Genomic DNA, 21,794 nt, shown 5'->3' with positions numbered 1-21,794 from the left:
CCATCGGCGGGGCAGCTCGACACCGTTGGGCCGGCCCGGCGACGGCGATCCGCTCGACTGCGTCCTGCCGCCGCCCTCATGTGCGACAGCGCCCATCGGGCGACCTGCCGCACCGGTGCGGCTGCCTGGCCGGCCTGGAGGTGGTGCGGCTCCTCCGTGCGCGGCATTCGCTGCGCGAGATCGCCTCCGGGGAACTCGACCGCGGTCTCGACGAGGCGCGGCGAGGTCTGCACGCCCTGCGCGCGGCGGCCCGAACGCACCCCGCCGGTCCTTCAGGCCGCGGGCGCGGGATTGGCCATCCCGGTACGCGGCGCGGGTGACTAGCGTCGGCGGGGTGGAGATCACACAGGCGCAGAGGTTGTGGCAGCCGCAGCCGGGTTGGCTGAACACCGCTAGCTACGGGCTACCGCCCGAGCCCGCGTGGGACGCGGTGCAGGGGGCGTTGGCCGACTGGCGGGTGGGGCGGACCTCCTGGGAGGTCTGGGGCGAGGCGACCGAGCGGTCCCGGGCCGCCTTCGCCGGCATGGTCGGGGTGCCGGTCACCGATGTCACGGTCGGCAGCACGGTCTCCCAGCTGCTGGCCCCGGTCGCCGCCGCGCTGCCCGCCGGTGCGACCGTCGTGGCGCCGGAGGTCGAGTTCACCTCCAACCTCTTCCCGTGGCTGGCGCAGGCCGAGCGGGGCGTCCGGGCGCGCACCGTGCCGCTGGCGGGGCTGATCGACGCGATCGATGCCGACACCGACCTGGTCGCGTTCAGCCTGGTGCAGTCGGCCGACGGCGCGGTCGCCGCGTACGACGAGATCGTCGCGGCGGCCCGGGCGCACGGCGCGCTCGTCGCCGTCGACGCCACCCAGGCGTGCGGCTGGCTGCCGTTCGACGCGAGCCTCGCCGACGTGGTCGTGGTCGGGGCGTACAAGTGGCTGATGGCTCCTCGCGGCTCGGCGTTCGCCTACCTCGCGCCCGCGCTGCGCGAGCGGATGCGTCCCGACGCTGCCTGCTGGTACGCGGGGGCCGACCCGTACGCCTCCTACTACGGCCCGCCGCTGCGCCTGGCCGACGACGCCCGCCGGTTTGACATCTCGCCGGCCTGGTTCAGCTGGGTCGGCACGGCCCCGGCCCTGGAACTGGTCGCGGAGATCGGCGTGCCGGCCGTGCACGCGCACGACGTCGCGCTGGCCAACCGGTTCCTCGCCGGCCTGGGCCGGCCGGCGGGGGACAGCGCGATCGTCACCGTGGAGGTGCCCGGCGCGGCGGAGCGGCTGGAGCGGGCCGGCGTCCGGGCGGCGGTCCGCGCTGGCCGGGTCCGGGCGTCGTTCCATGTCTACTCGACCGAGGACGACGTCGACCTCGCGCTGGACGCGCTCACCGGCTGAACCGGGGCGGGGTCAGCGCCGGTCGGCCGTCACTTGGCGCCGGTGATGATCCCGGGGTTGATGCAGAGGCCGGGGTTGCTGCCGTTGCGCTCGGCGATCTCCAGGCACCGCGACACCTTGTCGACCTTCGCGTTCGTCTCGGTGATCTGCTTCTGAATGGCGGCGTTCTTCCGGTCCTGCTCCAGGTTGCGGGTCTGGGCGAGCTTGTCCTGGAATGCCTTGATGTTGCCCTCGGTCTTGTCGTCGTGGTTGACCCGGGTGATCGTGACCGACAGGATGTCGACGTCGGTGGAGAGCCGCGTCTCCGCACTGGTCTTGATGCTCTCCGCGAAGGGCTTCAGCTCGACGTTCAGGTTGCCCGTGTTGGCGTCGATTTTCTCCAGCGGGTTGTAGCTGGCGAAGGCGTCGTTGACGGCGCTGTCGAGCTGGACGCCCACCCGCTGGCCCCGGAAGCTGTCGAAGTCGCCCTTGTAGTCCATGAACTGCTTCGGCGCGTTCTCCGGCTTGACCTGCCACTCGACGAGCACCTCGACGCAGGCGTCGGCGAGCGTGCCGGTGCGGACCCGGACGCAGTGGTCACCACCGATGTGGTCGTACTTCTGCCGACCCGCGTCCCACTCGCCGACCTTCTGCCAGGGGGCGACCCACTTCAGGCCGGAGCCGGTGACCTTGCCCGTCGGCTTGCCGAAGCTGGTGACGATCCCGACCGAGCGGATCGGCACGGAGTGGGCGCTGGAGCCGACGACGAACACCACCGCGCCGACGAGGCAGCCGAGCGCCGCCAGGGTGGCGGACCGCTTCGTCGACCTGTTCGGAGCGGCGAGCGCGAGCAGGCCGGAGATCGCCAGGGCGATGACAAAGATGATCGCAACAGTGAAGCCGATGGGCACTCGCTCGGCTCCTTTCGAGGGGAGTGGGCCATCACCCTAGAGGCGTCTGTCAAGGCGGAGCGCAGGCGGGTCCGAGCTGTTCGGGCTGGCCGGAGAGCTGTTCGGGCTGCTGTTCCCTGCGGCGTTGTCGCCTGCTTCCCGCCGCCCCTGCCCTGAGCACTCCGCCCCGGGTGTGCCAACGGCCGGCACCCGTGTCGGGCGCCGGCCGCTGGTGTGGATGTGCCGCTGGCCGGCACCGAGTCGTCGGTTCCGGCCAGCGATCCCCCTGTGCTGAAAGTCTGGGTCAGCTGTTCCAGTGCTCGGCGACGAGGTCGGCGGCCTGCTGCTCCCACTGCGCGTACGCGTCGGGGTAGGCGGACACCTGGACGGTCTGGGCGGCCTCGGTCAGGGGCATGTCCTGCCATCCGTCGACCTGCTTGAGGCCCTTGAGGAACGCGAGGGTGGAGTATTCGGGGTCGGTGATCTGCTCGGGGGTGCCCCAGCCGGAGGTGGGGCGCTGTTGGAACAGGCCCTGCGAGTCGTGGTCGTTGCGGTCGCCGAGGTGACCCAGGTTCTCCAGCTTCGACTCCTGCAGGGACGTGCCGATGGAGATCACGGCGGCCCGCTCGTCCATGTCGGCCTTCTTCGTGGCGGCGATGATCGCCTTCACGTTGGCGGTCTGCTCGTCGTCGAGGTCGATGCGGGACTGGTCGCCCTGCACGCCGTGCGGGATCAGCTTGGCCTTGTCGACAACCGGCTTGTCGGCCTGCACGGCGACGGCGGTGGTCGGGGTGGTTTCGGTGGTGGGGGTGGCGTGGGCGGTGGCGGGGCCGGCGAACACGCCGCCGGCGAACGCGAGACCGGCGATGCCGAGAACGCTCTTACGCATGATCGTGTTCATGGGGGTGTCTCCAATCGGGGGTCGACACACGCCGCCCCGGGGGAGGGGCGGGGGTGTGAGCACCACGTCGAGGCGCCCAACAGATCAAAGGGGGGGGAAGTCGTCCGGCGGCTCACCCGCACCCGGGGGTGCTGATGGCGGCGGGACCATGTGTAACGACCGGCGGCCCACCCACATTCCCCGACGGGGTCACGGGGGTTCGGGTGGCTCGGCAGCGGGGTGCGCTACTCGATCGTCTGCCATGTGTAACGACCCCGGGCCGGCCCATGTTCCGCCGACCGGATGCCGCCGCTCACACCCTGAAAGCCCCCAAACACCCCACCTCACCCAGCCCCGCCTCACCTTTGGCGCGGCGATCAAGACGGCACGTCGGGTTCGGGGCCAAACCCGCCACGAACCTCTTGATCATCGCGCGAGGGCAGCGGGGTGGGGGGTGTGAGGTGGGGCACATTGGATACGGGTCGGTTCCGTATCGAAAAGGGTTGGCCTAGGCTCGTTCGCGTTACGAGTATGACCCGTTTCGTAATTGCCGCGGGTGGACCTGGGGGAGAGCCGGCCATGCAGCTTGACGAGAACACCGGACACCCGAGGAGGTGGGCGATCCTCGGGGTTCTGGTGATCAGCCTCCTCGTCGTCGTCCTCGACAACACCATCCTCAACGTCGCCCTGCGTACCCTTGCCGACCCGGTGCGCGGTCTCGGCGCCACCCAGGGCGAGCTGGAATGGTCCATCAACTCCTACACCCTGGTTTTCGCCGGTCTGTTGTTCACCTTCGGCGTGCTCGGCGACCGCGCCGGGCGCAGGCGGTTCCTGGTGGCCGGTCTGGTGTTCTTCGGCCTCGCCTCGCTGCTGTCCGCGTACGCGCAGAGCCCGGCCCAGCTGATCGCGGCCCGCGCGCTGATGGGTCTGGGCGGCGCGGCGATCATGCCGGTGACCCTGTCGATCATCTCCAACGTCTTCGACCCCAGGGAACGCGGCCGGGCGATCGGCATCTGGGCCGGCGCGGTCGGCCTGGCCGTGGCGATCGGCCCGATCCTCGGCGGCGCGCTGCTGGAGCACTTCTGGTGGGGCTCGGTCTTCCTGATCAACGTGCCGGTCGTCGTGCTCGGCGTGGTCCTGGTCGCCCTGTTGGTTCCCGAGTCGCGCGACCCCGATCCGGGCCGGGTCGACGTCCCCGGCGTGTTGCTGTCGGTGGTGGGCCTGGTCGCGCTGTCCTACGGCATCATCGACGGCGGCGAGCACGGCTTCGACCGGCCGCTGGTCTGGGCGTCGATCGTCGGCGGGCTGGCCGTGTTGGCCTGGTTCGTGGTGCTGGAACTGCGCAGCGACCACCCGTCGCTGGACGTCCGGCTGTTCCGGGTGCCGCAGTTCGCCGCGCCGGTGGCGATGGTCGGGTTGATCTTCTTCGCCGCCATGGGGGTGATGTTCTTCAGCTCGTTCTATCTGCAGCTGGTCCGCGGCTACAGCCCGCTGGAGACCGGCCTGCTCTTCCTGCCCTTCGCCGCGGCGCAGCTCATCTTCGCCCCGCGCAGCGCGGCGATGGTCCGCAGGTACGGGGGCAGGGCGGTCGCGGTCGTCGGCCTGGCGCTGACCGTGGTGTCGCTGGGGGCGTTCGTGTTCATCGACGCGGGCACGCCGATCTGGGCGGTCCTGGTGTGCTTCTTCCTCCAGGGCGCGGGGATGGCGAACGTCATGCCGCCGGCCACCGAGTCGATCATGTCGGCGCTGCCGAGGCAGAAGGCGGGGGTCGGCTCGGCGGTCAGCAACACGGTTCGGCAGGTAGCCGGCGCACTCGGCGTGGCCGTGCTCGGCTCGGTGCTGTCCGCGCTGTACCGCCAGGACGTCGCCCCGGCCCTGCGGGACCTGCCCGCGGCGGCGCACGAGGCGGCCGCTGAGTCGATCTCCGGGGCGTACGCCGCGGCTGGCCAGCTCGGCCCGGCCGGGCCGGCGCTGGTCACGTCGGCCAACCACGCCTTCGTCTCGGCGATGCACTGGGCGGCGGCCCTCTCGGCAGCGGTCGCCGCGCTCGGCATCGTGGTCGCGTTGCGCTGGATGCCCGGCCGGAACCAGGGGCAGCCGCCGGCCGCGACGCCGGTGGCCGGCAAACCGGAGTTGGCCGGAGCCGCATAAATATGGGAAGAATGTCGGACATGACTTCCGCCGCCGCCGATGCTCCGCGACCGCCCGGCCGACCGCGGAGTGTCCGCGCGGACGAGGCGATCGTGGAGGCCGTTCTCGACCTGCTCGCCGAGGGCAGCACGATCGAGGCGCTGTCCATCGAGGCCATCGCCGCCCGGGCCGGGGTGGGCAAGGCCACCATCTACCGGCGCTGGCCGGGCAAGGACGCGCTGATGCTCGACGCGCTGCGCCGCCTCAAGGGCGTCCTCCCTCAGCCGACCGGGCACTCCGTCCGGGAGGACCTGGTGCTGCTGGTCAGCGCGATCGGGCACAACGTCGACCCCCGGGCCGCGAAGATCATGCCCTGCCTCGTGCCCGAGGTGAACCGCAGCCCGGACCACTTCCGGGTCTACCAGAACATCATCGAGCCCCGTCGGCAGCTCATGCGCGAAGTGCTCCGCTGGGGGGTACGCAGCGGTGAGCTGCGTGCCGACCTCGACATCGAGGTGGTGATGGCCCTGCTCACCGGGCCGATGCTGGTACAGCGGATGCTCCGCTGGAACCCCGAACTGGACGAGGACTCTCTGCCCGGCCGGATCGTCGACGGCGTCCTGAACGGCATTCGGGCCCGCTGACCCCTCCGGGGCGGGCCGACCCGGAAAAGCTCCCCGCCGTGAGGGTCCCGGGAATCCGCCGGGCACACTCGCCACCGTGACCGGGTGGTGGACGTCCCACCGGCCCTCGTCACCGCTGGGGCCCCCGCGCGCTGCGGCCGGCTGCCGGCGTGTCCCCGGCGGAGGGTGTCCGGGGCGACCAGTAGGGTGTCGAACACACGTACTGCTGGCGGCTGGGGGAGGAGGCGGCGTGCGCGTGCTCGGCGTCGACCCGGGGCTGACCCGGTGCGGGGTCGGTGTGGTCGAGGGAGTGCCCGGCCGGCCCTGCACCCTGGTCGCCTACTACGTCGTCCAGACCGACCCGGGTGACGACCTGCCGCTGCGCCTGCTGCACCTGGACCGCTCGCTCACCGACCTGGTCGCCGAGCACCAGCCGGACGCCGTCGCCGTGGAGCGGGTGTTCAGCCAGCACAATGTGCGCACCGTGATGGGCACCGCCCAGGCCAGCGGGATCGCGGTGCTGGCCGGCGCGCGGGCCGGCCTGCCGGTGCAGACCTACACCCCGAGCGAGGTGAAGGCTGCCGTGACCGGGTCCGGCCAGGCGGACAAGGCGCAGATGACGGCCATGGTGACCCGGCTGCTGCGGCTGTCCGAGCCGCCGAAGCCGGCCGACGCGGCCGACGCGCTCGCGCTGGCCATCTGCCACGTCTGGCGCGGCGGCACCCGCTCGAAGCTGGCCGAGGCGGCCGACCGGGTACGACGAGGAGGAGCACGATGATCGCCAGTGTGCGCGGCACGGTGACCGCGACGGGCCCCGATCACGCCGTGGTCGAGGTCGGCGGGGTGGGCCTGGCGGTGTACTGCGCCCCCGGCACGCTCGCCGACCTGCGGGTCGGCCAGCCAGCCCGGCTGGCCACCAGCCTGGTGGTCCGGGAGGATTCGCTCACCCTCTACGGCTTCGCCGACGATGACGCCAAGCAGCTGTTCGAGCTGCTCCAGACCGCCAGCGGGGTGGGTCCCCGGTTGGCCCAGGCGGTGCTCGCCGTGCACACCCCTGACGCGGTGCGCAGGGCGGTCGCCAACGCCGACACGGCGGCGCTGACCCGGGTGCCGGGCATCGGCAAGAAGGGCGCCGAGCGCCTGGTGCTGGAGCTGCGCGACCGGATCGGCCCGGTGCCGGTGGGTGCCGACGGCGCGGCCGGGGTGACCGGGGGCGCCTGGCCCGAGCAGGTCCGCCAGGCCCTGGTCGGGCTCGGCTGGACGGCCGGCCAGGCCGACCAGGCGGTCGCCGCCGTGGCGGAGACCGTCGACGGACCGCCCCCGCCCGTGCCGGTGCTGCTCAAGCAGGCCATCCGCCTCCTCGGCCGGACCCGATGACGGGCCCGGACGGCAACCTCGTCTCGGCGTACGTCCACGACGCCGAGCTGGATGCCGAGGCCAGCGTCCGGCCGAAGCGGCTGGCGGAGTTCATCGCCCAGCACCGGGTCCGCGACCAGCTCGACCTGCTGCTCCAGGGCGCGATGCGGCGTGGCTCCCCACCCGACCACATCCTCCTGTCGGGCCCGCCCGGCTTGGGCAAGACGACCCTGGCGAACATCGTGGCGGCCGAGTTGGGCTCCGGCCTCCGGGTGACCAGCGGCCCGGTGATCGAACGCTCCGGGGACCTGGCGGCGATCCTGACCAGCCTCACCGAGGGTGACGTGCTGTTCATCGACGAGATCCACCGGATCGCCAAGCCGGCCGAGGAGCTGCTCTACAGCGCGATGGAGGACTTCCGAGTCGACGTGATCGTCGGAAAGGGGCCGGGAGCCACCGCCATCCCGCTGGACGTCGAGCCGTTCACCCTGGTGGGCGCGACCACCCGGTCCGGCCTGCTGACCGGGCCGATGCGGGACCGGTTCGGCTTCGTCGCGCACCTGGACTTCTACTCCCCGGCCGATCTGGATGTGCTGCTGCGTCGCTCGGCGCGGATCCTGGGTGTGCCGATCACCGATGACGGCGCCGTCGAGATCGCCGGCCGGTCCCGGGGCACCCCCCGGATCGCCAACCGGCTGCTGCGCCGGGTGCGGGACTTCGCCGAGGTCCGCGCCGACGGCGTGGTCACTCTCGAGACCGCCCGGGCCGCCCTCACGGTGTACGACGTCGACGCGCTCGGGCTGGACCGACTGGACCGGGCCGTGCTCACCGCGCTGGTCGACTCGTTCCGGGGCGGGCCCGTCGGGTTGTCCACCCTGGCGGTGGCGGTGGGGGAGCAGCCGGACACGGTCGAGGAGGTCTGCGAGCCGTTCCTGGTCCGGGCGGGGCTGCTCGCCCGCACGCCGCGAGGCCGGGTGGCGACGGAGGCGGCCTGGCGGCACCTGGGGCGTACTCCGCCAAATGGTACATTTGGCAGCGATGTTCCTGTCGCGCCCGATCTGTTCTCCGCCGCGCCAGATCAGCCGTGATCCGAACGTGATCTGTGCCGCATTCGGCGTTCCCAGGTGCAGGGACTAGACTTCGCCGCGGTTTGTACAGGACGTGAGAATCCGCCTCCGCTCCGGTGCTTTTCGCGCCGAGCCGAAGGCCAATCGGAAGGTCAGTAACCGTGCTCTACGCAGCAGCGGGCGGAGGGGGAGCCGGCGGTCTTACGCCGATCCTCATGATCGCCCTGCTCTTCGGCGTCATGTACTTCATGATGATCCGCCCTCAGCAGAAGCGCCGCCGCGAGGCTGAGCAGATGCAGTCCGCCCTCGGCTTTGGCGACGAGGTGGTCACCATCGGCGGTCTCTACGGCACGGTCACCGAGGTGGACGACGACACCGTCCTGCTAGAGGTCGCGCCCGGCGTGCAGAGCCGGTACGCCCGTCCGGCCATCGCCCGGGTGGTCAACCGGGCCGAGCGGGTCGAGTCGACCGAGCCGGTCAGCGAGGACGTCGAAACCGTCAAGGAGTGACCGCCTCCCCGACGGGGCAGCGGAGACGCCGTTAAAACTGGATAGTTGGGTCGACACCTGACGCCGACACCCGAAGGTTGCCGGTCGACGCCCCCGCGTCGGCCGTGGTCAGCCGTGTCGGCGTCGGGTCGCCGGCCCCGGACAGCCGTCGCCGGGACCCCCGGCCCGACATTCGCGCCGCCATATCGGCGGCGCGACCGTAACAGGGAGACAGACAGCCGTGGCACCACCTCAGGGACAGATGCGGCCCGGACGGCAGCTTGCCGTGCTCGGCCTAATCTTCGTCGTCCTATATCTCATGGTGTTCTTCTCGGGCGGCGCCAGTGGTGGCTTGAAGGATCGGCTCGAGCCTCGGCTCGGTCTGGACCTGATCGGCGGCACCCGGCTGACGCTCGAGGCGACGAACAGCATCGACGGCAAGCCCCCGACGACGGAGAACCTCGAAGAGGCCCGCCAGATCATCGAGAACCGGGTCAACGCGTACGGCGTGGCCGAGGCCGAGGTGGTCACCGAGGGCAACCGGAACATCGTCATCTCCCTGCCCGGTGAGAACCGTGACCTCACCGACGTCGGCAGCGCCGCCGAGCTGCGCTTCCGCAAGGTGTTGAAGGCCGCCGACGGCACCGGCGCGGTGGCCCCCCCGGCGGCCACGCCGACCCCGGCCCCGTCCGGCAGTGCCTCCCCGGCCCCGTCGGGCAGCGCCAGCCCCAAGCCGTCGGGCAGCTCGTCGGCCGGGGCGAAGGCGACCGCGTCGCCGAGCGCCGGCGGTCAGGGCGGCGGGGCTGCGGCCCCGAGCGCCAGCGCCACCCCGCCGGCCTCGCCGAGCGCCGCCGCGCCGTCGCCGAGCGCCAGCGCCGAGCCGGTGCCGGAGGGCGTCGAGAAGCAGCGCACGGCCGTCCAGCAGAAGGTCGGGGCCGCCGCCTGGCAGGCCGCCAGCGGCCTGCAGGCCCCGGCCGACCTGACCACCGACCCGTCGCTGGGCGAGACCCTCAAGCCGTTCGGCACGCTCTCCCCGCGCGAGGTCGCGGTGCTGCCGGCGGAGATGCAGTTCAACGTCCCGACGATCGGCTGCGCCCAGCTCGACCAGCGCCCGGCGGCGTCGATCAAGGACGAGAAGCAGAAGGCCGTCGCCTGCGAGGACGGCACCCAGAAGTACCTGCTCGACGTGGCGAAGGTGCTCGGCACCGACGTCGGCGACGCCAACGCGGTGCTCGACCAGACCAGCTCCTGGGTGGTCAGCCTCGACTTCAAGGGCAAGGGCCAGGAGAAGTGGACCGCCCTGACCCGGGAGGCGTTCACCAACGAGGGCCAGGCCTGCGACCAGACCGCGCTGGGCCAGGACGGCAAGTGCCGGGTGGCCGTCGTCCTCGACAACAAGGTGGTCTCCTCGCCGGAGATCCAGGGCGTGCTCACCGGTGACTCGCAGATCACCGGAAGCTTCGACAACAAGACGGCCAGCGACCTGGCCAGCCAGCTGCGCTACGGCGCACTGCCGGTCACCTTCGAGCAACAGGACAAGGTGAACATCACCGCCACGCTGGGCGCCAGCCACCTGCGTGCGGGCCTGCTCGCCGCCGGTATCGGCATGCTGCTGGTCATCATCTACTCGTTCTTCTACTACCGGCTGCTCGGCTCGGTCATCTTCCTGAGCCTGGTGCTGTCGGCGCTGCTGGTCTTCGGCGCGCTGGTGGTGCTCGGCCGGCAGATCGGCTTCACCCTCACCCTCGCCGGCATCGCCGGCATGATCGTCTCGCTCGGCGTGGCGGCGGACTCGTTCGTCATCTACTTCGAGCGACTCAAGGACGAGATCCGCGAGGGCCGCAGCCCGCGCAGTGCGGTGCCGCGGGCCTGGATCCGGGCCCGCCGAACGATCATCTCGGCCAACGCGATCACCCTCATGTCGGCCGTGGTGCTCTACGTCGTCTCGGTCGGCACGGTGAAGGGCTTCGCCTTCGCGCTCGGCCTGGCCACGGTGCTCGACCTGGTCGTGGTCTTCCTCTTCCGTCACCCGATCATGACGATGTTCGCCCGGACCCGGGCGTTCCTGTCCCCGCGGGTCAGCGGTCTCGGCCGCGCCCTTCCGGCGCGGACCGAGCAGGCCACCCCCCGCACCTCGCGCGTCAAGGAGGCCTGAGATGGCTAAGACTGGATTGGCGAGCCGCCTCTACCGGGGCGAGGCCGGGGTCGACGTCGTCGGCAAGCGCAAGCTGTGGTTCACCGTCGCCGGGGTGCTGATCCTGCTCTCGGTGCTCAGCTTCGCTGTACGCGGCTTCAGCCTGGGCATCGAGTTCGCCGGCGGCAACTCGTTCCAGGTGCCGGCCAGCGTCGGGACGCTGGATCAGGCCGAGGAGAAGGTCGACGCGGCGCTGGCGAGCGTCGCGGGCGGGGCCGAGGTGGCCACCGCGCAGAAGGTCGGCGGCACCGGCGGCGACTACTACGAGATCCGTACCTCGGAGCTCAACCCCGAGCAGGCCGACGCGGCCAAGACGGAGATTGCCCGGGAGCTCGGCATCCAGCCGGACCAGATCAGCGGCAGCCAGGTCAGCGAGGCGTGGGGCAGCCAGGTCACCTCCCGGGCCATGCTGGGCCTGGTGATCTTCATCGCGGTGGTGATGGTCTACCTGATCCTGCGCTTCGAGTGGCGGATGGCGGTGGCGGCCGTCTCCTCGCTGTTCATGAACCTGATCCTCACCGCCGGCATCTACTCGCTGGTCGGTTTCGAGGTGACCCCGTCGACGATCATCGGGTTCCTCACGATCCTGGGCTTCGCGCTCTACGACGTGGTGGTGGTCTTCGACAAGGTCCAGGAGAACACCCGGGGCATCACCGCGAACAACAACCAGACGTACGGCGAGGCGGCCAACCTGGCGATCAACCAGAGCCTCATGCGGTCGCTGAACACGTCGGTGGTCGCCCTGCTCCCGGTCGGCGGTCTGCTCTTCATCGGCGCGGGCCTGCTGGGCGCGGGCACCCTGAAGGACCTCGGCCTGGTGCTCTTCGTCGGTATGGCGATCGCGTTCCTGACCTCGATCCTGCTGGCCACCCCGCTGCTGGTGCTGCTGAAGAACTACGAGCCGCGGATCCAGGCGCACAACAAGCGGGTGCTGGCCCGGCGGGGCGCCCTGGCCCGGGGCGAGATCACCCCGAAGGGCGCGCCGCGCCCGGCCGGGGAGGACGACGAGCCCATCGACCCGGAGGAGGCGGCCCTGGCCGGGGCCGCGCCGAAGGTGGGCGTTCGGCCCGCAGGCAAGCGTCCGAGCGGCGCCCGGGGTGGTCGCCCCGCCGGCGGCGGCGGCAACCGGCCGGGCGGCGCGAAGCGCCGCTGACGCGACCGGGAGACACCCGCCGGAGACGGTGACGACGGCGTCCTTCATGCTGTGCGAGCGGCGTGGAGGACGCCGTCGTCGTACGAAGGGAGACGGGCCGCCGTGACGGAGACGTACAGCGCCGGGGTACGGGGAGACAGCGGCCCGCAGGTCGCCGAGCTGGTCGCCAGCCGTGTGCTGGACGTGCCGGACTTCCCGAAGCCGGGCGTCATGTTCAAGGACCTGATGCCGCTCTTCGCCGACGGCGCGGTGTTCCGCGAGGTGGTCGACGGGATCGTGGCCTACCACGGGCGGGACTCGTTCGACGCCGTGGTCGGGATCGAGGCCCGGGGCTTCGTGATCGCGGCGGCCGTCGCGTACGCCACCGGGGTCGGCGTGGTGCCGGTGCGCAAGGCCGGCAAGCTGCCCCGCCCCGCCTTTTCGGCCTCGTACGCGCTGGAGTACGGCGAGGCGACGCTTGAGCTGCACGAGGACGCGTTCACCGCCGGGCACCGGGTGCTGGTGGTCGACGACGTGCTCGCCACCGGGGGGACCGCCGAGGCCACCCTCGATCTGGTGGAGCGGGCCGGCGGCACGGTCGCCGGCTTCACCGTGCTGCTGGAACTCGGTTTCCTCGGTGGCCGTGAGCGGCTCGCCCCGCGCCCGGTGCACGCCCTGCTCGAGGTCTGAGCGCCCCAGCGGCGGCCAACGACCCGCCCGGGCGGCCCCGTGGCCGGCGACCCCGTCCAGCTGCCCGCAGCGGGTTGGCGTCCGGTCCGTGCCCTGCTGACCGATTGGTCGTGATGGCTGCCGGGTGGACCCGGTGCGGTCCGTCCGGCCGAGCGGCGGGGCACGGTGCGTGCGGGTAGCATTGCCCTTTGCTGACCGGCCGGGAGACCGTCCGGGCGGCGGAGACCAGGCCGGCCGGCGCACGGTCGGCGTACCCCGGCGAGCGGTGAGGAGGCCGGTGTCCCACGATGTCGTCCCTCCGGTGGAGGGCACGGTGCACCCGACAGGCGACGCTGACGGTTCGGTGACCGACAAGGGAGCTGAGCCGCGGGGCGCGGCCCTCGGGAACGAGTTGGGTTCCGTCCACGCCGACGGCGACACCCCGGCGGCCGGTGTCCTGGATCCGCTGTCGGCCGGCGACTCCGGCGACCCGTCACCGAGCGGCGGCTTCGCCCTCTCCAACGCGCCCACCGGCCGGCGGGTGCGGGCCCGGCTGGCCCGGTTCAACGCGCCCTGGCAGACCTCGCAGGTCAGCGAGGTGCTGGAGCCGCTGATCTCGTCCCACCGGGTGAACCACCCCAAGGCCGACGCCCGGCTGCTCCAGCGGGCGTTCGACATGGCGGCCCGGTGGCACTCGGGCCAGTACCGCAAGTCCGGCGACCCGTACATCACCCACCCCCTGGCGGTGGCCACCATCCTGGCGAACCTGGGTATGGACACCACCACCCTGGTCGCCGCGCTGCTGCACGACACGATCGAGGACACCGAGTACACCCTCGACCAGATGAAGGTGGACTTCGGCGGCGAGGTCGCGCTGCTCGTCGACGGGGTGACGAAGCTCGACAAGGTCAAGCTCGGCGACGCCGCCAAGGCGGAGACCATCCGCAAGATGGTCGTGGCGATGGCCAAGGACCCCCGGGTCCTGGTGATCAAGCTGGCCGACCGGCTGCACAACATGCGCACCCTGACCTTCCTGCCCCGCCCGAAGCAGGAGCAGAAGGCGAAGGAGACGCTGGAGATCCTGGCGCCCCTGGCCCACCGGCTGGGCATGAACACGATCAAGTGGGAGTTGGAGGACCTCGCCTTCGGCACGCTGTTCCCGAAGCGGTACGAGGAGATCCTCCGGCTGATCGGGGAGCACCAGCCGCAGCGGGAGACGCAGCTGCGCCAGGTCACCCAGAAGGTGCAGACCGATCTGAAGGCCGCCAAGATCAAGGCGGAGACGACGGGACGGCCGAAGCACCTGTACTCGATCTACCAGAAGATGATCGTGCGGGGTCGCGACTTCAACGACATCTACGACCTGGTCGGGGTGCGGATCCTGGTCGACACGGTGCGGGACTGCTACGCCGCGCTGGGTGTGATCCACGCGAACTGGCAGCCGGTGCCCGGCCGGTTCAAGGACTACATCGCGATGCCCAAGTTCAACATGTACCAGTCGTTGCACACGACGGTCATCGGGCCCACCGGCAAGCCGGTGGAGATGCAGATCCGCACGTACGCGATGCACCGCACCGCCGAGTTCGGCATCGCCGCGCACTGGAAGTACAAGGAGCACAAGGGCACCCAGATCGTCGGCCCGCCGGCGCACATCGACGAGATGACCTGGCTGCGGCAGCTGCTGGACTGGCAGCGGGAGGCGGCGGACCCGAGCGAGTTCCTGGACGCGCTGCGCTTCGACCTGTCCAGCCAGGAGGTGTACGTCTTCACCCCCAAGGGTGACGTCATCCCGCTGCCGACGGGGTCGACGCCGGTGGACTTCGCGTACGCGGTGCACACCGAGGTGGGGCACAAGTGCATCGGGGCGCGGGTCAACGGCAAGCTGGTGCCGTTGGAGTCGACGCTGTCCAACGGTGACGTGATCGAGATCTTCACGTCGAAGTCCGAGACGGCGGGGCCGACGCAGGACTGGCTGGGCTTCGTGAAGAGCCCTCGGGCGCGTACGAAGATCCGCCAGTACTTCAACAAGGAGCGGCGCGAGGAGGCGATCGAGGCCGGCAAGGACTCGATCGTCAAGGCGATGCGCAAGCAGGGCATGCCGTTGCAGCGGATGCTCACCTCGGACGCGTTGATGACGATCGCCCGGGACCTGCACCTGGCCGACGTGGCGTCGCTGTACGCGGCGGTCGGCGACAGTCAGGTCTCCGCCCAGTCGGTGGTGCAGAAGCTGATGGCCGCGTACGGCGGCGAGGAGGGCGCGGCGGAGGACATCGCCGAGACCGCCGTCGCCACCCGGCCGCCGCGCAGCCGGCAGAGCAGCGCCGATCCGGGCGTGGTGGTGCGTGGCGTCAGCGACGTCTGGATCAAGCTGGCCCGGTGCTGCACCCCGGTGCCGCCGGACGCGGTCTTCGGGTTCGTCACCCGCTCCGGCGGGGTCAGCGTGCACCGGGACGACTGCGCCAACGCCGAGGACCTGCTGGCCCAGGACGAGCGGGTGGTCGAGGTCAGCTGGAAGCTCACCTCCGCCTCGACGTTCCTGGTGGCCATCCAGGTGGAGGCCCTGGACCGGCACAAGCTGCTGGCGGACGTGACCCGGGTGCTCTCCGAGGAGCGGGTCAACATCCTGTCCGCCACGGTCACCACCACCCGGGACCGGGTGGCGGTCAGCCGGTTCAGCTTCGAGATGGCCGACCCGAAGCACCTGGGCCACCTGCTGGCCGCGGTCCGCAAGGTCGACGGCGTCTTCGACGCGTACCGGGTCACCTCGGGGTCCTGACCCGCACACGACAGCGCCCGCCGGCTCGCAGCCGGCGGGCGCTTCGTCGTGGTGGAGGGCTCAGCCCTGCGGCTCGCTCATCGTCAGCTTCTTGATGACGACCTCCTTCTTGGGGTGGCCACCGCCAGCCTGCTTGGCGAACGCCTTGTCGTCGCCGGCCTTGGCGACGGCCTCGACGATGTCCATGCCGCCGGTGATCGTGCCCAGGACGGTGTAGTTCGGGTCGAGCTGCGAGTCGCCGTAGACGATGAAGAACTGGCTGCCGGTGCTGCCGGGCTGCCCTGAGTTGGCCATCGCGATGACCCCCTTCGGGTAGGCGGGGCGCTTGTCGGTGGGCAGGTTCTCCTCGGTCAGCTTGTACGCCGGGCCACCGGTGCCGTCGGTCTCCCGCCAGCCCTTGCCGGTCGCACTCGGGTCACCGCACTGGAGCACCTGGATGCCCTCGGTGACCAGGCGGTGGCACTTGCTGTTGTCGAAGAAGTTCTTGCTCGCCAGGTGGGTGAAGCTGGCCGCGGTGCACGGCGAGGCGGCCCGGTCGACCTTGGCGGTGATCGGGCCCAGGTTGGTGTCCATCGTCAGGGTCTGGACGCCGGTGTTCGCCTGCTGGCCCTGCGGCAGCCCGACGTCCTTGATCTCCTTGGTCCGGTTCTCCTTGGGCATCTCGGTGAACGCGCACTGCACGAGACCGCTCGCAACGCCGGCTTCCTGCTTGTCGTCGTCGTCACCGACGACGGTGGTGGCCAGCCACACGGTGCCGGCGACCACGAGCAACAGGGCCGCCCCGGCGCCGACGATTGCCTGCGTCTGCCGGCGCTTGCGTGCCCTGGTCGCCTGTGCGGCCATGTTCCGCTGAAGTCGGGCCTTCGCCGCCGCGCGCTGCCGCTCTTTCGTGGACGTCACGGTCGATCCTCCTGGACTGTGTCTCTGGCGCGGTCAGTGCCGCAGTGTGTGGGGCGGGGCCCGGTCAGCCGGCGCTCGGGCTGGCCGCCGGAGCGCCCGACGCCGGCGCCGTCGTCGGCTCGCCGACGGTGAGACTCTGGATCACCACGTCGGTCTTCGGCTTGACCTTTGCTCCGCTCCCATTGTCCACGGTCGGGAGGGCACCGATCTTCGTGATCACGTCGAGCCCGCCGGTGACCCTGCCGATCACCGGGTAGACCGGCTTGGCGGGATTGAAGTCCTTGAAGAAGACGAGGAACTGGCTGCTGTTGGCGCCCGGCGGGTTGGCCATCATCGCGACCGTGCCCTTCGGGTACGCCGGGGGCTGGCCGGGGGCGGGGCTGGCCGACGGGCTCGCCTCGGGCTGCACGGGGACGTTCTCGTCGTAGAACGAGTAGGTCGGGCCGCCCAGGCCGGTGCCGCTCGGGTCACCGCAGCGCAACGCGCCCTCGTCGGTGATCTCGTGGCACTTGGCGTTGTCGTAGAAGCCCCGGCTGGCCAGGTGGGCGATGCTCGCCCCGGCGCAGGGGGCCGAGGCGAGGTCCAGCTCCGCGGTGACCGGCGCGCCCTGGTTGGTGGTGACGGTCATCGCCCGGGTGCCGGAGGTCGGCAGGCCGGTGGTGGCCGGGGTGCCGACGTCCTTGAGGTTGGTGTTCGCGGTGGCGTCCTGCGGGGTCCAGATGCAGACGTCCTCGGCGGCCGTGTTCTTCCCCGGGTCGTCGTCGAAGGCGCCCAGCGCCCACGCCGAGCCGGCCACGATCAGCGCGAGCACCACGGCGGCGCCGACGCCGGCCTGGATCTGCCGACGGCGCCTGATCCGGGAGGCCCGTCGGGCCAACTGTCGGTCGAGCTTGGCCCGCGCCATTTTGCGCTGCCGGTCCCTGCTGGAAGCCACCCGTGCTCCCCCTCCTCTACCCTGACGGTCACCGGCGGGTCGGGCGTCGCGCCCTGTCTGGCGGCACGTGCGCCACGCCACACGCCCGCCAGAGTGTACGGGTACCGACTGGGAATGTGGTGTACCAGGTCCTCGCAAGGTTTATCGGGGGGTGTCACTGTGCCTCCGGGGGCCCGCGGGGCGGGTGGGCCGACGGGATCCGCGCGTCGTTGCGGCTAGGCTGCCAGTGCAGGGAGACAGCTCGACGGAAGGGGAGCGGACGTGCTCGTGGCCGGCTTTCCCGCGGACGCCTTCGGCACCAACTGCTACGTGGTGGCGACCGCGCCGGGGGAGCAGTGCGTGGTGGTCGACCCGGGCATCGGGGTGCTCGACCGGCTCGACGCCGTGCTCGCCGAGCATCGCCTGCACCCGGCCGCCGTGCTGCTCACCCACGGCCACCTCGACCACACCTTCTCCGTCGCGCCGGTCTGCGGCGCCCGGGGCATCACCGCGTACGTGCACCCCGCCGACCGGGAGTTGCTGGCCGACCCGGGCAAGGCGCTGTCGATGGACCTCACCCAGCTCTTCGGTGGCCGGCTGCCCTACACCGAGCCCGACGACGTCGCCGAGCTGACCGACGGGGCCACCCTCGCCCTGGCCGGCCTGGAGATCACCGTCGACCACGCCCCGGGCCATACCGGCGGGTCGGTGCTGTTCCGGCTGCCCGGCGCCGGCTCGCCCTGGGAGGCCGAGCAGGTCTGCCTCTCCGGCGACGTGCTCTTCGCCGGCTCGATCGGCCGTACCGACCTGTGGGGCGGCAGCATGCCCCGGATGCTCGCCAGCCTGCGGGACAAGATCCTCCCGCTGGCCGACGACACCGTGGTGCTGCCCGGCCACGGCCCCGCGACCACCATCGGGCGCGAGCGCGCGAGCAACCCGTACCTCGTCGAGGTGGCGGGCTCCGGCGGCGCGCGCCCCGCCGCGCCCACCCGCGGCCTCTAGATCCTCCGCCCGCGCCGCGCGGGCCACGACCTCACCGCGCCGGGCGGCGCGGAGCTGCAAGGAGTACGCCATGAGCAAGCCCACGCCCATCTCCGGCTTCCCCGAGTGGACGCCGGCGCAGCGGATGATCGAGCAGTTCGTCCTCGACCGGATCCGCGCCACCTTCGAGCTGTACGGCTTCGCACCCCTGGAGACCCGCTCGGTGGAGCCGCTGGACCAGCTCCTGCGCAAGGGGGAGACCTCGAAGGAGGTGTACCTGCTGCGCCGGCTCCAGGCCGACGCCGAGGGCCCGGCCGGGGACGACGCGCTCGGCCTGCACTTCGACCTGACCGTCCCGTTCGCCCGCTACGTGCTGGAGAACGCCGGCAAGCTCCAGTTCCCGTTCCGCCGCTACCAGATCCAGAAGGTGTGGCGGGGCGAGCGCCCGCAGGAGGGCCGCTACCGGGAGTTCCTCCAGGCCGACATCGACATCGTCGACCGGGACACCCTGCCCGCCCACTTCGAGGCCGAGATGCCGCTGGTCATCGGCGACGCGCTGCGGTCGCTGCCGATCCCGCCGGTGCGGATCCAGGTCAACAACCGCAAGATCTGCGAGGGCTTCTACCGGGGCATCGGGCTGACCGACCCGGAGGCCGCCCTGCGCGCGGTCGACAAGCTCGACAAGATCGGCCCGGCGAAGGTGGCCGAGCTGCTGGCCTCCACGGCCGGGGCGGGCGAGGCGCAGGCCAAGGCGTGCCTGTCCCTGGCCGAGATCTCCGCCCCGGACGCCTCCTTCGCCGACGCGGTACGCGCCCTCGGGGTGAGCCACCCGTTGCTGGACGAGGGCGTCGCCGAGCTGGTCGCGGTGGTGGAGACCGCCGCCGCGCACTCGCCGGGGCTGTGCGTGGCCGACCTGCGCATCGCCCGTGGCCTGGACTACTACACCGGTACGGTCTACGAGACGCAGCTGGTGGGCTACGAGCGGTTCGGCTCGATCTGCTCCGGCGGCCGGTACGACAACCTGGCCAGCTCGGGGGCCGCCCGGTTCCCGGGGGTGGGCATCTCGATCGGGGTGACCCGGCTGCTCGGCCTGCTCTTCGGCGCCGACGCCCTGTCGGTGTCCCGCAGCGTGCCGACCTGCGTGCTGGTCGCGGTCACCGCCGAGGAGCAGCGGGCGGCCAGCAACGCCGTGGCCGAGGCGTTGCGCAGCCGGGGCGTGCCCACCGAGGTGTCGCCGAGTGCGGCGAAGTTCGGCAAGCAGATCCGCTACGCCGAGCGGCGCGGCATCCCGTACGTGTGGTTCCCGGGGGCCGACGGCGCGGCGGACGAGGTGAAGGACATCCGCTCCGGCGAGCAGGTGGCCGCGGCGGCGGGGGAGTGGACCCCGCCCCGGGCGGACCTGCGACCGCTGATCGGGCAGGGCTGAGGATCCGCCGGCAACGCCACGAGCTGGCGTTACTGGCGCGTACGTCGACGAAGACCTACGGTTGCGTAAGTTACGCCACCGTAGGTAGGGAGATCGTCGTGACCGCACTGAGCCAGACCGCCCTGCTCGTCGAGCTCGAGCCCGTCGTGGAGAAGAACCTCGACCGGCACCTCTCGATGGCCAAGGAGTGGTTCCCGCACGAGTACGTGCCGTGGAGCGAGGGTCGCACCTTCGACGGCCCGCTCGGCGGCGAGGCGTGGTCGGCATCGGACTCGACGATCCCCGAGGTGGCGCGCACCGCGCTGATCGTGAACCTGCTCACCGAGGACAACCTCCCCTCGTACCACCACCAGATCGCCACCCTCTTCGGCCCCGACGGGGCGTGGGGGACCTGGGTGGGCCGGTGGACGGCGGAGGAGGGGCGGCACGGCACCGCCATCCGGGACTACCTGACCGTGACCCGGGCGGTCGACCCGGTGGCCCTGGAGCGGGCCCGGATGGTGCACATGACGGCCGGGTACTCCAACTCCCACGACGACTCGATGCTGCGCTCGCTGGCGTACGTGTCGTTCCAGGAGCTGGCCACCCGGATCTCGCACCGCAACACCGGCCGGGTGACCGGCGACCCGACCTGCGAGGCGCTGCTGGCCCGCGTCGCGGCCGACGAGAACCTGCACATGGTCTTCTACCGCAATCTGCTCGCCGCCGCTCTGGACCTCGACCCGAGCCAGACGATGCGGGCGATCGCCGAGGTGCTGGCGGACTTCCAGATGCCCGGCGTGGGCATCGAGGGGTTCGCCCGCAAGTCGGTGGCGATCGCCCTCGCCGGCATCTACGACCTGCGCCAGCACCGCGACGAGGTGGTCGTCCCGGTGCTGCGTCAGTGGGACGTGTTCAACGTCTCCGGCCTGGACGCCGACGGCGAGGCAGCTCGCGATGAGATCGCCGCCCACCTGGACACCCTCGAGACCCACGCGGCCCGCTTCGAGGAGAAGCGCGACGCCCGCGCCGCCCGCCTCGCCGCCGCCCGCTAACCCCCACCCCGCCCCACCCCAGCCCACCCCACCCCTCTCCTGCGATCTTGCGGTTGCGGCCCTCGCGAAAGCCGCATCACGCCCAGTTCGCGGGCCCTAAGTGCAAGATCGCCGGGGGTGGGTGGGGGCAGGCTGGTCACCAGCCGAAGCCGGCGGCGTACGAGACGTTGGCGAGTACCTGCTGGCCGGTGCTGTTCGGGTGGAAGTAGTCCCAGCCGGAGAGCTGGCCCAGGGTGAACGGGTAGCCGAACACGGCGTTGTCGTCGAAGTCGCAGTTCGGGCCGTACGCGGCGCACGCCTGGGCGAGCTGGGTGTTGTAGTCGACCACCCGCTGGCGGACCCGGGCCCGCCGGTCCACGTCGGCCTGCGCCGTGGAGGTGGGGTTGGCCAGCATGGACTGGCAGATGCTGAACAGCGACCAGGCGGTGCGGGCGCTGCCGCTGTCCTTGCCGACCGACCAGAGCCGGTGGATGTCGGGAACGCTGACCAGGAGCACCCGGGCGTCGGGCAGGCCCGCCCTGATCCGGCCGAGTGCGGCGTCGATGTTGGCCCGGTAGGTGGCCGCCGGCGTCATCGTCGACTCCGAGCCGGTGCACGCGTCGTTGGCGCCGATCAGCATCGTCACGTACCCGACGCCCTGGCTGACCGCGGTGGTCGCCTGGCCGGGCATGTCGGCGGACTTCGCGCCGGTCTTCGCGTCGTTGTGGTTGTTCCCGGCGATCGCCGGGTTGACCGCCCGGATGCGCAGGTAGTGACTGTTCACCGAGGACGTGTCACCGGTGCTGAACGAGCGGGAGGCGCAGTCGACGAACCAGCCGCAGGCGTTGAAGCCGCGGGTGATCGAGTCGCCGAGACCGGCCATCGAGGCGGGCGGCGGGCCGGCGTCGGCGTGGGCGGCGGTGGCGCCGAGCGGGACGAGGACGGTGGCGGCGGCGAGGGCGGCCAGGACGCGTCGAACAGTGCTCATGGTGGCCTCCGGTTCAC

General features: G+C 71.6%; 19 protein-coding genes. 14 read left to right on the top strand and 5 right to left on the bottom strand.

Translation table 11 applies throughout. From position 1 onward, the window contains the following. The first annotated feature begins 334 nt into the window (after positions 1 to 334). Complete coding sequence (locus ACH4T9_RS25630) at positions 335 to 1,372, top strand: aminotransferase class V-fold PLP-dependent enzyme (RefSeq protein ID WP_396673895.1); 1,038 nt, start codon at positions 335 to 337, stop codon at positions 1,370 to 1,372. 29 nt (positions 1,373 to 1,401) lie between these two features. Here ACH4T9_RS25630 and ACH4T9_RS25625 read toward each other — a convergent pair whose 3' ends face one another. Both ACH4T9_RS25625 and ACH4T9_RS25620 read right to left on the bottom strand, forming a co-directional pair. After that, complete coding sequence (locus tag ACH4T9_RS25625) at positions 1,402 to 2,262, bottom strand: SPFH domain-containing protein (protein WP_396673894.1); 861 nt, start codon at positions 2,260 to 2,262, stop codon at positions 1,402 to 1,404. A gap of 283 nt (positions 2,263 to 2,545) precedes the next feature. Next, a complete protein-coding gene (locus tag ACH4T9_RS25620; RefSeq protein WP_396673893.1) occupies positions 2,546 to 3,142 on the bottom strand; it encodes a hypothetical protein in 597 nt (198 codons plus the stop codon). A 558-nt stretch (positions 3,143 to 3,700) separates the two neighbouring features. On the opposite strand from ACH4T9_RS25620, the gene ACH4T9_RS25615 reads away from it, so the two are divergent. From ACH4T9_RS25615 to ACH4T9_RS25570, 10 genes are all read left to right on the top strand, one after another. Further along, positions 3,701 to 5,272 carry an MFS transporter gene (locus tag ACH4T9_RS25615; RefSeq protein ID WP_396673892.1) on the top strand — a complete coding sequence of 524 codons (1,572 nt, stop codon included), beginning with the start codon at positions 3,701 to 3,703 and terminating at the stop codon, positions 5,270 to 5,272. Between the two features lie 11 nt (positions 5,273 to 5,283). Further along, complete coding sequence (locus tag ACH4T9_RS25610; RefSeq protein ID WP_396673891.1) at positions 5,284 to 5,895, top strand: TetR/AcrR family transcriptional regulator; 612 nt, start codon at positions 5,284 to 5,286, stop codon at positions 5,893 to 5,895. A 229-nt stretch (positions 5,896 to 6,124) separates the two neighbouring features. Then, positions 6,125 to 6,652: a crossover junction endodeoxyribonuclease RuvC gene (gene ruvC, locus ACH4T9_RS25605; RefSeq protein ID WP_396673890.1), complete on the top strand. Its 528-nt coding sequence runs from the start codon at positions 6,125 to 6,127 to the stop codon at positions 6,650 to 6,652. Beyond that, complete coding sequence (gene ruvA / locus ACH4T9_RS25600) at positions 6,649 to 7,251, top strand: Holliday junction branch migration protein RuvA (RefSeq protein ID WP_396673889.1); 603 nt, start codon at positions 6,649 to 6,651, stop codon at positions 7,249 to 7,251. The genes ruvC and ruvA overlap by 4 nt, the downstream gene beginning before the upstream one ends. Then, on the top strand, positions 7,248 to 8,318 hold the full coding sequence (ruvB, locus tag ACH4T9_RS25595; protein ID WP_396673888.1) for a Holliday junction branch migration DNA helicase RuvB: 1,071 nt from the start codon (positions 7,248 to 7,250) through the stop codon (positions 8,316 to 8,318). The genes ruvA and ruvB overlap by 4 nt, the downstream gene beginning before the upstream one ends. Positions 8,319 to 8,458: 140 nt before the next feature. Next, positions 8,459 to 8,806 carry a preprotein translocase subunit YajC gene (gene yajC, locus ACH4T9_RS25590; protein ID WP_396673887.1) on the top strand — a complete coding sequence of 116 codons (348 nt, stop codon included), beginning with the start codon at positions 8,459 to 8,461 and terminating at the stop codon, positions 8,804 to 8,806. Between the two features lie 220 nt (positions 8,807 to 9,026). Continuing rightward, positions 9,027 to 10,940 carry a protein translocase subunit SecD gene (gene secD, locus ACH4T9_RS25585; RefSeq protein WP_396673886.1) on the top strand — a complete coding sequence of 638 codons (1,914 nt, stop codon included), beginning with the start codon at positions 9,027 to 9,029 and terminating at the stop codon, positions 10,938 to 10,940. Position 10,941: 1 nt separating this feature from the next. After that, positions 10,942 to 12,132 (top strand): protein translocase subunit SecF, encoded by a 1,191-nt coding sequence (secF, locus tag ACH4T9_RS25580; RefSeq protein ID WP_396673885.1) that lies wholly within the window; start codon positions 10,942 to 10,944, stop codon positions 12,130 to 12,132. 102 nt (positions 12,133 to 12,234) lie between these two features. Next, a complete protein-coding gene (locus tag ACH4T9_RS25575; protein ID WP_396673884.1) occupies positions 12,235 to 12,801 on the top strand; it encodes an adenine phosphoribosyltransferase in 567 nt (188 codons plus the stop codon). Positions 12,802 to 13,066: 265 nt separating this feature from the next. Further along, positions 13,067 to 15,556 (top strand): RelA/SpoT family protein, encoded by a 2,490-nt coding sequence (locus ACH4T9_RS25570; RefSeq protein WP_396673883.1) that lies wholly within the window; start codon positions 13,067 to 13,069, stop codon positions 15,554 to 15,556. 60 nt (positions 15,557 to 15,616) lie between these two features. On the opposite strand, the gene ACH4T9_RS25565 is transcribed toward ACH4T9_RS25570, so the two are convergent. Both ACH4T9_RS25565 and ACH4T9_RS25560 read right to left on the bottom strand, forming a co-directional pair. Then, on the bottom strand, positions 15,617 to 16,456 hold the full coding sequence (locus ACH4T9_RS25565; RefSeq protein WP_396673882.1) for a peptidylprolyl isomerase: 840 nt from the start codon (positions 16,454 to 16,456) through the stop codon (positions 15,617 to 15,619). A gap of 64 nt (positions 16,457 to 16,520) precedes the next feature. Further along, positions 16,521 to 17,390 (bottom strand): peptidylprolyl isomerase, encoded by an 870-nt coding sequence (locus ACH4T9_RS25560; RefSeq protein ID WP_396673881.1) that lies wholly within the window; start codon positions 17,388 to 17,390, stop codon positions 16,521 to 16,523. Between the two features lie 261 nt (positions 17,391 to 17,651). On the opposite strand from ACH4T9_RS25560, the gene ACH4T9_RS25555 reads away from it, so the two are divergent. The 3 genes from ACH4T9_RS25555 (at position 17,652) to ACH4T9_RS25545 (ending at position 20,810) form a co-directional block, all read left to right on the top strand. Continuing rightward, positions 17,652 to 18,371 carry an MBL fold metallo-hydrolase gene (locus ACH4T9_RS25555; protein ID WP_387019319.1) on the top strand — a complete coding sequence of 240 codons (720 nt, stop codon included), beginning with the start codon at positions 17,652 to 17,654 and terminating at the stop codon, positions 18,369 to 18,371. Between the two features lie 70 nt (positions 18,372 to 18,441). Beyond that, entirely contained in the window at positions 18,442 to 19,776 is a 1,335-nt protein-coding gene (gene hisS / locus ACH4T9_RS25550) for a histidine--tRNA ligase (protein ID WP_396673880.1), read from the top strand. A 98-nt stretch (positions 19,777 to 19,874) separates the two neighbouring features. Beyond that, complete coding sequence (locus ACH4T9_RS25545) at positions 19,875 to 20,810, top strand: acyl-ACP desaturase (RefSeq protein ID WP_396673879.1); 936 nt, start codon at positions 19,875 to 19,877, stop codon at positions 20,808 to 20,810. 136 nt (positions 20,811 to 20,946) lie between these two features. Here ACH4T9_RS25545 and ACH4T9_RS25540 read toward each other — a convergent pair whose 3' ends face one another. Continuing rightward, positions 20,947 to 21,777: a GDSL-type esterase/lipase family protein gene (locus ACH4T9_RS25540; RefSeq protein WP_396673878.1), complete on the bottom strand. Its 831-nt coding sequence runs from the start codon at positions 21,775 to 21,777 to the stop codon at positions 20,947 to 20,949. Between the last annotated feature and the right edge of the window lie 17 nt (positions 21,778 to 21,794).

The organism is Micromonospora sp. NPDC020750 (assembly GCF_044334565.1).
Taxonomy (GTDB): domain Bacteria; phylum Actinomycetota; class Actinomycetes; order Mycobacteriales; family Micromonosporaceae; genus Micromonospora.
Note: the sequence above shows the minus strand (reverse complement) of the source record. Positions and strands in the feature narration are given on the sequence as shown.